Raw genomic sequence first — 13,053 nt, forward strand, 5'->3', positions numbered from 1 at the left:
TGCCCTCACGGATCGAGATTAGCACAGGGCGGTTTCTACCGCGCACAGGCGGGCAGAGGCCCGGGGTGGTTTTTTAGGATATCGCGCTCCGCCTTCAGCTTCGCGACCTCACGGCGCAGCCTCTCAATCTCGAGCTGCTCCGGCTTCATCTGCCCATGGCCGGGAAAGGCCTGCGTCGGATCAGCCCCACATTCCTTGACCCATTTGCGCAGGACATTCTCATGAACGTCCAGATCGCGAGCCGCCTGCGCGACGCTGACGCCACGCTCCCTTACCAACTTCACCGCTTCAAGCTTGTATTCGCGGCTGAACTTCCGTCTCTGCATTCACACTCTCCGGTTTCGGAGGACCACCTTATCTCGGTGTCCATGAAACCGGCAGCAGGCCAATGTGTGTGACATACGTTCGACGCCCTTCCGGCAGCGACCAATCATCGGCATCCTGCACGTCACCGATATTGGCCCACCGCTCTAGCGTAACGAATTTCTTATCAATGGAGGCTACAGCGAACAGTCCTTCGAAGTACCAGTTTTTCCCACGATCCGTGAAAAGCAGGATCGGATATCCTGTCTGGGGCTGCTCCAGCAGGACCTTGTTTGCTATCTCATCGTAGGAGATGACATCCATCCTGGCCTTGAACGAGTAGTTGTAAGCAGTCATTGTCTCATCGAGCCAGCCGTCGTGCTCATATGAGCCAGGACGGGTTTTGATGACAACCGCACGGGTTTTCTCTCCCGACCTGATCCAGTTTATCCCCTGTTGTGGCGTGTTGCCGATAACGAAGTCCGGTCCATCGTAGTAGGGGGATTCAGGGACTTTCGAGAACTGGATTACATCAAAGAGGTTTCGCTTGCTGATCATCACGCCTTGCTTGATGTCGAATATTTCCTTCGCACTATTCAAGATCATTGGAATTTCTCGGCATTTTGCGGTCACGCTGGACGTCTCTGGCGGTCCTCTTTCCAGAGGCATTGTGCGTAGGTTACTTCCCATTTAGTAATTTCGAAAGCGCAGACAGCGTCACTGTTCCTCGGTGAAGAAATGCGACTCAGCGGATAAGCCTCCAATATGCTCTTGAAAGGAATCGAACCGGCGACCGGCCGGTCCGATAACTTAAGTTTATGAAAATGCGAACTTCATAGCGTAACACCAATCTATGGAACTACACAGTCAGATCGCGCTTTTGTCCAGGCAATCGCGTCAAGTACGCTCCGACAGAGCGTGAATGGTGTCGCGATGATGGCGCCTCTGCGAGGCTGCTTACAATCGCAACGCACCAGAATTCTTTCGCACCCGAGCCGAACATTTTAATCAAGTCTCACCGCCATCGGGGCGAAGATCGAGATACCCTTTTACCTCGGATCGGCGGCCTTGACATTTTGCCGGCCGTTCGGTCGCGGCAGTTGACGGACGATCCCCCATAAGTTGTAATCGCTGGAAAATAAGGGGGAATTGGAAATGAACGTCCTTGCTGGAAGTTTATTATCCATCGGGCTTCTTTTGCTGGCGTCGCAAGCGGAAGCAGCGTGCGCCAGATTTGATGGCAGCACGACGAAACATGGCGCGGGACCCGTATCAAGCTGGCGAACGGACTATCCCGCCGACGTGACGCCCGGTAGTCCGCCACCTTGGACATCGGTCAGCTTCAAGACGGACCCAGAGCGCTACATGAGTGCAGTTCTAAGCACTGTCCGCACCGATTTTCTTGTCACGGGTGATCGTTTGGTTGCGAACACTGTCCACAACGAATGGTGGATCGCGCCTTGGATGGATTATACGAGTAACGGCAGAGAACCGCGGATGGGCCTCACCAGTGAGAGAGGACCAGACGCGGGCGATCTATCACCGACGAGCGGCGACAAGTACCAGGTGTGGGCCGTCGGGTTTTACAATAGAGCGGGTGCCACCCTGCTCGGAAGCATTTTCGAGGACGAATGCGACCCATCCGTTCCCGTCGCTGTCCGATTTCCCGAACAGACGGCGTCCGTGAAATTCCTGTTCACGAATGCCTCCCCGGACGAGGTCAGCTATTTAAAGGGTGCGCCGGAATTCAAGGCCTATATCAACCCCGACCCAGCTCTGCCTCGACCGGAAACAAGGCCTGAAAAGCGCGAGCTCAGAACTCTCCGTTTGCTCCAGGTGGACATTGCGGTCAAAGACCGCCGGGCCGACGAGACGGGCTGGGTGTTTGGCACCTTCATATGGAATGGGCCACCCACAGGGGACCAGATTTTTGACAACCTCGTGCCGGCGTCACTGCAATGGGGGAATGATCCAGGCGTCTACGACAAGGCGATCCGCGAAAGCTGGATCAACCCGACCCTAGATGGGATCCTTTATGGCTGGACAGAAAGGCCTTTCCTTGGTTTCAATGGCCGCGCGAACGGACCTGCCGACAATCTGCGCTCTTCCTGTTTGTCCTGTCATGCAACGGCTCGTACGCCGGCCGGACATCTGCGGCTGGTCGACGGACGGTTCGATATGGATAGCGACTACAAGGACCCAGCGAAGGTTGCGGCCCACGTCGATACGTGGTTTCAAAACATTCGCGGAAACGCGCTATTTTTGCCGAATGAACCGGCGAGGGCTAGTCTCGACTACTCGCTCCAGCTCGACAATGCGATATTTCGGCTTTGCACCGCATGCCTTACCGGCGATCTAAAGGGCGCTACCCCAAAAATCTGTCGGGACATCGGTTTTCAGTCAACCGTCGACAAGGTAGTCAAATTGACCCGCGCCATGTGCACCGACGCCTCCTCCGCCGCCCGCATGAAAGCCACACCCTTCGCAGGCTTCAGGTCCGAATTCGAAGCGCTGACGACCGCTGCTCCGGCACGCCAATAGCCTATCGCGGGGATCGTTCCGCCGTGAGGGCGGCGGAACGATCATGCTCAAAACCGTCGAAGGCACCGCCCAGTCGGGAGCTTGCCTCGGGCGAGGTAATTCGGGACGCGAAGCTACACGGGAAGAGGCGCAAGGGCGACGGGACCCCACCTCACTATTCTCGCTTCACCTAATTACTGCTGATTTAGAGGACGTTTAATTCGATGAGAACGGAAATTTGGACGGGGTCGGCGACCGATCTCGGTGACGCTTTTGCAAAACACTCGGAAGCTTATCGCATCAACGATCGATACGCCGTCGGTCGCCTTGAAAGGAGCTGGCTCGATGCAATTCGCTCTCGGGCGAGCCGATTGAGCGATGCGACGCTTCAGGAACTAACGGATCAGATGATGCGCCTACTGAAGGATCCGCAGGCCATCGGAAGCGATTTTAAGGATCGAATGCAGTCGGCATTCGATAGTTCACGTGAGCTAGCCTACCCGCTTTCGACCCGATATTTGAGGGAAGTCCATTCGCATAGCGGCGTCTCAGTTGATTACACGTTATCCTGCATGGATTTGGGCTGGATCCGGCGTTTTGAAGATGAGGCGGTTGCCGACCCGACAATGCATTCCGTCGTTAAGGAAATGACACACCATTTCGAAAACAAAGCCAGGCGACCAAAGACTGAAGTTTATCGACAGGTTTTCGACGCCTACTCTGAAGGTTTGATCTGTCAGCTGCTCCGAGACAAGGTCGGCGAGCGGCTGACAATCACGAAAATGGATGCCAGCAAATCGTCAGCACCCGATTTCCATTGCGTTCTGTCTCCTAAGAAGAAGGGGGACGAGCAGCTGGAATTCTATATAGAGGTGAAATCGCTCGACCTAGCGGACGCCCCTCATCGACTAAAAGAAATTCTCGGCGAGCAACTGGACACGCAGCTTTCTCTTGAAACCCAGCTCAAGAACGGCGCCAAGATCGCAATGGCAGAAAGCGAGATTGCACCGAACCGGGGGGTTGGTGGTGATCCTGACTACGATCCGTGGTCGGTCGGCAAGAACATTGAATTCATCGCACAAAAAGCTTCCAGCAATTTCAAAAACAAGCAATTTGCTCTCGGCCCGACGTTTGCGTTGGTCAACTTATTGAGAGTGGACATGATGGGGCAGGGTCTGGGAACGCTCGCACCCGTTTTCTACGACGACTACGGTGGCGGAGGTTGTGAAAGCGGGGTCCTCTGGAATGTGGCGTTTGGCGCAACTGGAGATCCTGTTTACCGGAGGCCTGAATTCGAAGGCAAAGGTGACGTCGAAGGGCGCCTAATGCGCGACGGGGTGTTGGCAGACCCGAGCCTCAATCTCGTGTTCCAACTCTAGGGAACAGAACGAGCATATCGTGGCGGCAGTCGCTTTGGCCCAGACACGTCCAAAACCGTTTTCTGACTCGATCCGTGGGAGCGTTTCTCGTCGCGAGTTCAAAGGTTAGAAAATCAAAGACAGAAGCTGGATCCCGACAGCACCGCGGGTATCGAACCCATCTCCAAAAACCCGCCACGGTCGACGGCACGGCGTAATTACCATGACGCTCGTGAATACCCGGCTCCATCAGGCACCACGTCGTGACGTCGCTTGCCGCCACTTTAGAAGGGTTGCATTTTCTGCCACTAACGGTATGTTCTTTTTATGTTCCTTCCGTTGTTGGCGATCTTTGGTTAATCCGATGGATCACACCGTACACGTTAGAAAAATCATCCACGTCGATATGGATGCCTTCTACGCATCGGTAGAACAGCGCGACAATCCAGATCTTCGTGGGAAACCGATTGCGGTTGGAGGCGCGGGCGCCCGAGGTGTCTTGACCACAGCGAGCTATGAAGCACGCATCTTCGGCATTCATTCGGCGATGCCATCGGTAACCGCTGCCCGAAAATGCCCTGACCTGATTTTCGTAAAACCGCGTTTTGAAGTCTACCGAGAAGTATCCCAGCAAATTCGCGAAATTTTCGCAGAATATACGTCGTTGATTGAACCCTTATCACTCGATGAGGCCTACCTTGATGTCACGGAAAATCTGAAGGAAATGCCGATCGCGACGGAAATCGCATTGGAAATCCGAGCTAGGATCAAAGCGGTCACCGGTCTAAATGCGTCGGCAGGAATTTCCTACAATAAATTTCTTGCAAAGATGGCTTCCGATCTCAACAAGCCCAAGCCGTCATCACTCCAAAGAACGGACCGGCATTCGTAGAAGGACTTGCCGTCAAGAAATTTCATGGCGTCGGCCCGGCCACCGCGGAGAAGATGCACCGGCTTGGTATTGAAACCGGGGCGGACCTAAAAACGAAATCGCTGCAATTCCTGTCACAACACTTCGGGAAGTCGGGGGGCTATTTCTACGGGATCGCCCGCGGTATCGACGAGCGCCAGGTGCGATCGGATCGGGTGCGAAAATCGGTCGGAGCAGAAGACACCTTTATCCAGGATATCAACGATTTTGAGCTTGCCAGAGAGGAGCTGAAGCCGCTTGCAGACAAGGTTTGGGGCTATTGCAAGTCATCGGGTATTGACGCCAAAACCGTGACCGTAAAGGTGAAATGTTCGGATTTCACTCAAGCCACGAGAAGCAAGACAAATGCCCTACCCTTTGCAGATGGTCGTGACGTTCTCCGTCTCGCGAGCGATCTGCTGGCGACGGTTTTCAACGATCTAGCGTCGTGAAGAGGAGGCCGAACCAATGGGTGAATTCAATCGGATGACGATCGTAGCGGCGGCTGAGGTCATTTCTGACAGCCATTCCCACAACGACATCGATATCCTCGAGGTGCAATGGGGTATTGAAGATCGCGGTGGCGGAAGCAGCAAGTCTGCGAGGGTAGCTAGTCTGTCAAAGGCAGCAATCGACGGCGGATCGTCTGTTTACACTGAGTCTGGCCTGATCAGCCTAGAGCGGGCTTTGATCGAAAAGGCGCTGGCGACGTGGTCCGCCGTCAAATCAAATTCTTCCTGGAAGAAATTAAAGGCGGGTCTACGGTTCGATGGCTTCGAAGTGAACGAACCACAAGATGACGATAACGCCGGATGGATGGCACCCTCGTCCAGTGAGCCTGCCACGCTGGTTAGAGTGCTGCCGTCCGACGTGCCGGAGTTGGACATGCGGGAAGCGGAGGATGAGGTCGTCCAGCTTCTTAGAAAGCACAAGCTTACAATCGCGGAAGGCCATCTTTCGCGAGCGGTATCAGCCTTCCAGCGAGGAGAATGGTCAGGCGCCAACGGCGAGCTTCGAAATTTTCTCGAAAGCTATCTAAATGAGATAGTGCTGAAATTGGTCTGCGATCCGACGTTCGATAGCAAGCAGAAGCGCGATTTTCTCGGCTCGGGCGTGGTGCCGCCTTTTCTCCTCTCCGACTACAACGAATGGAGCGCCGGCGGACAGAAGTCTCCCTTCGTCCAAGGACTCATGAGCCGAATGCATCCGCACGGCGGACATCCGGGGCTATCTGAAGAGGAAGACGCCACATTTAGGCTTCAGATCAACCTGGTCACAGCAAGGCTATTTTTACGTCGGCTTGACCGCCGGCCATAGCCGGAAATCTCGTCTGCTGGCGAACCGAGCGATAGGAAAATATGCGTGCGATATGCCCTTGGAGGGGGAGTGGATGGACGGCTTTTTTGATCGTCTCGTTTTTCGGGCTGCCACCATCGATGAGTTGCTCTCCGATGCCTTCATACCCACCCCGGGGCAGAAGAGCGATACGGATATTGCTGCACGTCGACTGGCGGCCTGGTGCAAGAGCTGCGCAAGCGGCGATTGGTCTTTGTTTGGCCGGCGTCTGGAACGAGATGGCCTGACCTTTTCTAGTGTGCTGGAGAGGTTCGCCACAGTGCGCACGGCATCCGAGGCAATCATCCCAGATTGGATTGAGGACTCGGTCTGGATTGACGCGGCACTACAAGACCTCGACCCCGACCTCTCGGATTTGTGGTCACCACGAGAGCCGGTAGCGTTCCAGGAATTGCTAATGCCACTGGTCCGGCAATCCAACATCCGATTGGCTTCGAAGCTAGGGGATGGACCAATGGCAGATCTCGGACCGACTGCGCGATCGGATCTGACATATGACCTCGTCAGGAAATTGTCGGATATTTTCGCCGGAGCGCTCTATGAGCGTTTCGACAACTTTCGAAAGGATGCGGTCGCTGCAAAATCAGCAATCGGTGGCCGGGCGGACAAAACTCTCCACTACGCGCAATTTTCCTCAATGATGCGAGACGGAGGCTTCCGTCATCTCTTTGAAGAAAGGCCAGTCCTGCTGCGGCTTGCAGCAACGATCACACGGCAATGGATCGATACGACGAGCGCCTTCATCGATCGCCTCAGCACAGATTTTCCGATGATAAGGGAGGCTATTCTTAATAAAGTCGGCACTGCGCGGGTCGCCAGCGTCGAGGGAGATCTTTCCGACCCACATAATGGCGGCTACTCCGTCAAGATAGTCAGGTTCGACGACGGTAGCCGGATTGTCTATAAACCCAAGGACCTGCGGGTCGATTCATCCTGGCACAAGCTGGTCACGACCTTGAACACGGGCCAGCCTCCGCTCGAGCTTAAGGCTGCCAGGGTGATCGTCCGCGAAGGTTATGGATGGACCGAGTTCATCGACCATGTCGGATGTTTGGATGAGCACGGATGCCGGCTTTACTTTCGACGAGCCGGCGCGCTGCTGTCGCTGCTGCATCTCGTTGCCGCAACTGACATGCACGAAGAAAACATCATCGCGAGCGGTGAGCACCCTGTTCCTATCGATCTGGAAATGCTGCTGCAGGCGTCCGCCATCGATCACAAAACAGAAGGCCAACATGCAGAGGCATTTGAAGCGGCGCTGGAAGTAATCGCGAACTCGGTGATGATGGTTGGCCTGTTGCCGACCTTCGGTCGAGCCCCCGACCACAGCATCTTCGACATGGGAGGGTTGATTTCAAACTGGAATTCATCGGTGAAGCTCGTTTGGAGCGACATCAACTCAGACGCGATGGTGCCGCGTGAACGTGCTGTGGGTCGTCTTTCTGATACCAACTTGCCGCACGTCGATGGGCGATACAGTGAGTTCGGCGACAACGTTGCTGAGTTCATATCGGGCTTCGGCGATTACTATGAATTCCTCAGCTTGCAAGGTGAGGCGATTGGCAGAGGAGTGCTGCTCGATGCCTTTGCCGAGCTTCCGATCCGAAAGATTATCCGTCCGACCGGCTTCTACCAAATGCTGCTGCATCGCCTCAAAGACCATCAATCAATGGAGGATGGTGCAATATGGTCAGCCCAAGCTGATTTCGTTGCGCGCCTGGCCGATTGGGAGGCCGGAGCAGATATCTGGCCATTGCAAAGTGCGGAACGCGCCGCGCTACTGGCGCTCAATATCCCCTATTTTCAGACGCTCACGGACAATTGCGATATCCGCTCAGTTGGCAAAAACGCGATCCTCTACGAAGGCATCTCCGGTCTAAGTCGTGCCCGCAAGAGGATGAGTGCGTTCGATCAAAACGAAATTGACTGGCAAATCGAGGTCATTCGTCAAAACACGGCAACGCTGAAGGGAGCTGAACGGCCGCCGGCTTCGACCGCGCAAACCGCAATCATTGCGGAGATCCTCTCTTCTGACGCCACCCCAAGCGCAGAACTCTTTCTAGAAGAGGCGAGCAGGATCGCTTCCGATCTGGAGCGTCATGCGATCCGAATCGGCCCATCGGCAACATGGATCGGACTCGATTGGATGGGGGACTCAGACGTCGCGCAGCTTTTGCCGCTCGGAGAAGACCTCTTTGATGGTTTGGCCGGTGTTTCTCTTTTCTTGGCCGCTTATTCCAAAGCTACCGAAAGCAAAAAAGCCGCGGAACTCGCAATGGCCGCGATCGCGCGAGCGCGCAAGAGCCTTAAGGGGCGCAATGCCGCCCGGATCGCCAGATCTCTGGGGCTAGGCGGGGCGAACGGTTTGGGTTCGATTGTCTACGGGTTCGCGGTCATTGCGGCCCTGTTGAATGACAAATCATTGCTGTCGGACGCGCTCTCGGCTGCGGAATTGTTCACAGATGACCTTATCGAAGCCGATAGGCAACTCGACATCATAGGGGGGAGTGCAGGCGGAATCCTCGGGCTGCTGCGTCTCTATCGAGACACTTCGACATCTGATGTTCTCGCGCGGGCAATTAAGTGCGGAGAACACTTGCTGGAGCGACACCGACGAGATGGCAAGGGAATCTGGCTTAGCCAAGGCAATGGCGACATCGCACTGCCCGGAATGTCACACGGCGCCGCGGGCTTCGCATATGCTTTTTCCTCGTTAGCGGCAGCAAGCGGGCGCACGGAATTCGCGGATGCCGCTGTCGAATGCATGGCGTTCGAGAACAGAAGCTTCGCCTTCGCAAACAGCAACTGGCCGGACCTGGGAGCTGGTGTCGCCTCCAAGAACCCGCAGGGTTGGGCTCATGGATTGGCCGGTATCGGTATTGCCCGCGCTGCGATGCTCAGGAAAAGCGGTCTTGATCATCGCTTCTTGGCGACCGAGGTCGAAGCAGCGCTCGAAGGGATCGAACGCACTGCCGCCACATCCTCAGATACCCTTTGCTCCGGCTCCTTGGGCGTAGTCGAGTTTTTACATGAGGCGTCGATAGCGCTCGGTCGAGATGAACTTAACGCCGCCGCGAAACGCTTGATGGGATCCGTGGTCGAGGACGCAAGGTCGAGGGGCGACTATCTGTGGCGTGCCGGAAAGCGCCCGTTCAATGTCGGCCTATTTCGCGGCTTATCGGGACTTGGATATACATTGCTCAGGCAAATAGACCCGTCGCTCCCAAACGTTCTCGTCTGGGAATGACCGGCAATTGATAGACAGCTGCACTGATCGAGCTTTTGCCCGATTATGGGCCGAACACTTTGATCAGAGTGTTATCTATAAAACGGAAGGTCGTCGACAGACGGCTTGGCAAATAGGTGCAAGCACAATCAGTGCCAGCAGCGGCCTCAATCGCGTCATCGGAAAGCATTCCAGCGGACCTGTTCTTTTCCGCTACTCGGCCATTGCCTTGGCCATTGCTGTCATTCGCACCCGTATTAGACATAAGGTACTTCCTTAACTTGCGCTCTCACCGACTGATTGATGCGCTATGAAGCATACTATGAACTTGCCACTAAAAGTCTAGTGGGTTTTCGCCCTTACAATTTTAAGGTCAGCATGCCGGTAATGCACGGACACACCGCGATCGTGCACCGGCATTTTCGCCGCCCGATCGCAATGCATCTCAGAGCAATGGCGGAAAGATTGAACTGCTCGTCACCTAACGTGATGGCCGCCAAACTAATCGCCATGATCAACGGCACGCTTGCCATTTCAGGCACACTCGACGAAGGAGATTCCCGGGATCTGCTCAGCGAGACGGCAGACGCACTACTTGGCTAGGCAATTATATGACGATCAAGACGCGGCAGATGTCTTTCGAGCGAGCTCACGGCTTGCTTGAAGAGTTGAGGAGCCTTCGGGCGACCATGGGCAACGGAACATTGCCCACACGCGGGACGCTGCAACCGCTCTGGCTTCTGCAGCGTTTGCTGGTGAAGGAAATCACACGCGCTGAACGAAAAATCCGTCGGATCAAGTCAATTCTGAGATCAATCTCGGAGGAGGAGGCCTCGGAAAGGGTAGCCTCGCTACTGGCTCAGATTGAGGGCTATCGCCACCTCGCATACATGTGGCGATCATTCGGCGACGCTGTCGCCTTCTTGTTCATGGACAAATTCGCCCTAAAGCAGGTGTTTTACAACACACAGAACAGAAACGCGAAGCAGGACGCCGGCTTTCTCTCAGACAAGTCAGGTTTTGCCGGTGAATGGAAGGAGGTCGAAAGGTGGATAGGCCAAGGTGTCCCAGCTTTGCTTACCGACCTTACAAACACAATCCGGCACGGGGACGTATGCGTTATGACTGGGCCGGACCCTGTTCTCATTGAAGTCAAGCTTGGCAAACTAGATGGCCGCGGAAGGGAACAGCGCAATTCAATTCGCCAGCTCACGGAATTCTTCGAAGCCGATACAACCAACGGCCTACGCGGCCTTGGCGAGATTCGCTGGACGGCCCACCAAACTCCGGAAGTAAGCTACGCCGATGCGATGGAAGTGACGATCATCGCCGCCTTAAAGACAGGCGCCGCAGCAAGCTCTCCTGAGAGTGGCCTTTGGTATCTTGCGGTAGCCGATGAAAAAGTTGACATAAATGCATGGATCGAAGGGCTTGGTCTCAGGCGTCCGGTCGCCTATCTACTTAACGAAACGAAGTCTGCTCGGTCATGGGCTCCCTATACTCCATTTATCCTATCATTTCGAGATCATTCCGCGGTTTTCCGGTTCATCTGGGGCGATGTCCTAGTGTTCGTGGTTTACGACCTTGAGGAGCTGCTGAGCGCTTCCGCGCAGCGCAGTCTCGAGATAGACCTTTTTTCACGCGAGGAAGAATCGGCATTCGAATTAAGAGAACCTGGCAGCGGACAGAACATCCGTCTTACATGGCAGATGTTCGATAGGCTGGCTCTCGAGTTCACCTCGCCCATTTGGCTCCTATCGGCGGCCATCGAACGAATTGACGCACAGGAGCCTCTATCGCCGGCAGACCCTCTGGGCGAACTCGTTGAAGCTTTATCTCAGTGAACAGTCTCCCCTGCATCGCCAATGTTGGTGCGCAAGCGCGTTGAGATAGTGGCTATGCGCAATAATCTGACAGAAGCGGATCCTCCATCCTTTGTGGGGGTACCATCTATGCCAGGCCCGCTCTCCTCTGAGACAACGAGGCGATTATATTGTCCAGGCGCCGAAGGAGATCATCGTAGGTCAAGATGTCCATCATGTTCGCGTACTTGCGCTTGATGACCTCGAGATCGAATTTTTGCTGCGCCGAAAAGGCGGGCGCACCAGACAGCCGCATGTCGCGACCCAATAAGACCAGCGCTTTTGGATTTGTGATCCGGATCTGCATCGCGGGTGGAAGCTGCTTTGCATAGCGTCTGGTGAGTTCAGCCTCGCCATCGACGCCCCATTTTGAAAGATGGAAGAGATACTTCTCCGCCTGCATGATTGCCCCGGATAGTTCCTTTGATGGAATACTGTTCCCCCGATAAAGGCTCTTGCTCAGCAGCGCGTCATCGAACGGCTTTTTCACCTCGACAACGTCAATGTTTCCGCCAGCATCGATGAGACAAACATCAATAAATCGCTTCTTCTTTTGCCCATGAACAGAATAGGCATCGACAATATGCACGTTCTCCAGAACAGCTACGTACTTTGGAAGCAATAAAAGGATTACTTTTAGTATCAGCCTTTGCCAATCCTTCTCGGAATAGCTCGCTGCCCTTGAAAGCCAGCCAGAAATCAAATCCCGTAAAAGCTGATACTTTCCTATTTCGGCTTCGATCAGTTCAGTGTGCGGCAACTGCGTGTCGGGAATGACGGAACCGCGGCGATCCAGATAGCGCTCGTATTTTTCACGCGCGTTCGACGTATCCTTAAGATACTCCCCCATGATCGTTTCCACACGGGCACTGGCATATCGATCAAGCTCGATGGAGCTAGGAAACTTGCGGAGCAACTCCCGGAAAACTGCCGCCGGAATGGCGCCGTCACGGTGGCCGCCGACGACAATTTCCCCGTCGGATTCCATTACGCGCGAGACACGGCGAAAGATGCCCACGTTGCGCTCCGCCACGAAAGTCTTTCTCTCGAAAGGAACCTCCTTCTCGGCGATCAGGACGTCATTTTCGCATCCCAGGACGCGGCCAGGAATTCGAAAATAGCCGGCCTCCCTTTTCGCAAATCGGAACCGATAAATCGGATCTTCATCCGTCCGCTTCGATCGACGATTTAGCAAGTCGCGCGTCACAAACGTGAAAGCCCTACTGACCGTGACCTCGCCCTTTTCTTTCAGCTCGTCACTTACCCACGACGGGCTGTTAAACTCAGGTTCATATTCGAGGATCAAGCCCCGCTCGTCGGTATAAAAGTAAACCATGGCGCACTAAACCGAATGCAATGAATGTTTCCTGTTCGCAAATAGCCTATTTCGCCTGTCAACCGGCGCACAAAATTGACCCTCTATAGGCATGCAATATTGGCTCTGACGCAGATTTGGTGCAGCTTCTCATGTCGCTCCGATCAGGCGGGCTTGAAGAAGATCGAGCTTTCCGCGCCCGT

At 54.8% G+C, this 13,053-nt stretch carries 8 protein-coding genes and 2 pseudogenes; 7 read left to right on the plus strand and 3 right to left on the minus strand.

Annotated elements, in window-relative coordinates; genetic code table 11:
- Positions 1-71: 71 nt before the first annotated feature.
- Positions 72-326, minus strand: a pseudogene (locus C7I85_RS29810) (transposase); the annotation flags it as partial.
- A 28-nt stretch (positions 327-354) separates the two neighbouring features.
- Positions 355-909, minus strand: a complete 555-nt coding sequence (locus tag C7I85_RS29815; protein ID WP_106727614.1) for a hypothetical protein — start codon at positions 907-909, stop codon at positions 355-357.
- 549 nt (positions 910-1,458) lie between these two features.
- Here C7I85_RS29815 and C7I85_RS29820 point away from each other — a divergent pair.
- From C7I85_RS29820 to C7I85_RS29845, 7 genes and pseudogenes are all read left to right on the plus strand, one after another.
- Positions 1,459-2,844 (plus strand): hypothetical protein, encoded by a 1,386-nt coding sequence (locus C7I85_RS29820; RefSeq protein ID WP_146149013.1) that lies wholly within the window; start codon positions 1,459-1,461, stop codon positions 2,842-2,844.
- Between the two features lie 203 nt (positions 2,845-3,047).
- Positions 3,048-4,202 (plus strand): hypothetical protein, encoded by a 1,155-nt coding sequence (locus C7I85_RS29825; RefSeq protein ID WP_146149014.1) that lies wholly within the window; start codon positions 3,048-3,050, stop codon positions 4,200-4,202.
- A 343-nt stretch (positions 4,203-4,545) separates the two neighbouring features.
- Positions 4,546-5,525: pseudogene (gene dinB / locus C7I85_RS29830) on the plus strand (DNA polymerase IV); the annotation flags it as partial.
- Between the two features lie 34 nt (positions 5,526-5,559).
- The gene (locus C7I85_RS29835) at positions 5,560-6,408 is read left to right on the plus strand and encodes a hypothetical protein (RefSeq protein WP_106727617.1); all 849 of its coding nucleotides are present in this window, start codon (positions 5,560-5,562) and stop codon (positions 6,406-6,408) included.
- Between the two features lie 73 nt (positions 6,409-6,481).
- A complete protein-coding gene (locus C7I85_RS29840; RefSeq protein WP_181257460.1) occupies positions 6,482-9,694 on the plus strand; it encodes a type 2 lanthipeptide synthetase LanM family protein in 3,213 nt (1,070 codons plus the stop codon).
- A 282-nt stretch (positions 9,695-9,976) separates the two neighbouring features.
- Positions 9,977-10,276: a hypothetical protein gene (locus C7I85_RS30810; protein WP_146149015.1), complete on the plus strand. Its 300-nt coding sequence runs from the start codon at positions 9,977-9,979 to the stop codon at positions 10,274-10,276.
- Positions 10,277-10,284: 8 nt separating this feature from the next.
- A complete protein-coding gene (locus C7I85_RS29845) occupies positions 10,285-11,517 on the plus strand; it encodes a hypothetical protein (protein ID WP_106727619.1) in 1,233 nt (410 codons plus the stop codon).
- 106 nt (positions 11,518-11,623) lie between these two features.
- Here C7I85_RS29845 and C7I85_RS29850 read toward each other — a convergent pair whose 3' ends face one another.
- Entirely contained in the window at positions 11,624-12,871 is a 1,248-nt protein-coding gene (locus tag C7I85_RS29850; RefSeq protein ID WP_106727620.1) for a Shedu immune nuclease family protein, read from the minus strand.
- Positions 12,872-13,053: the final 182 nt, after the last annotated feature.

Origin of the sequence: Pseudaminobacter soli (ex Li et al. 2025), from assembly GCF_003012705.1 — a bacterium.
GTDB classification, from domain to species: Bacteria; Pseudomonadota; Alphaproteobacteria; order Rhizobiales; family Rhizobiaceae; genus Pseudaminobacter; species Pseudaminobacter soli.

Excerpts from the sequence above, each read along its gene's own strand:
- C7I85_RS29845 (WP_106727619.1), top strand. The coding sequence starts at position 10,285 with ATGACGATCAAGACGCGGCAGATGTCTTTCGAGCGAGCTCACGGCTTG.
- C7I85_RS29820 (WP_146149013.1), top strand. The coding sequence starts at position 1,459 with ATGAACGTCCTTGCTGGAAGTTTATTATCCATCGGGCTTCTTTTGCTG.
- C7I85_RS30810 (WP_146149015.1), top strand. The coding sequence starts at position 9,977 with ATGCGCTATGAAGCATACTATGAACTTGCCACTAAAAGTCTAGTGGGT.
- C7I85_RS29840 (WP_181257460.1), top strand. The coding sequence starts at position 6,482 with ATGGACGGCTTTTTTGATCGTCTCGTTTTTCGGGCTGCCACCATCGAT.
- C7I85_RS29825 (WP_146149014.1), top strand. The coding sequence starts at position 3,048 with ATGAGAACGGAAATTTGGACGGGGTCGGCGACCGATCTCGGTGACGCT.
- C7I85_RS29850 (WP_106727620.1), bottom strand. The coding sequence starts at position 12,871 with ATGGTTTACTTTTATACCGACGAGCGGGGCTTGATCCTCGAATATGAA.
- C7I85_RS29815 (WP_106727614.1), bottom strand. The coding sequence starts at position 909 with ATGATCTTGAATAGTGCGAAGGAAATATTCGACATCAAGCAAGGCGTG.
- C7I85_RS29835 (WP_106727617.1), top strand. The coding sequence starts at position 5,560 with ATGGGTGAATTCAATCGGATGACGATCGTAGCGGCGGCTGAGGTCATT.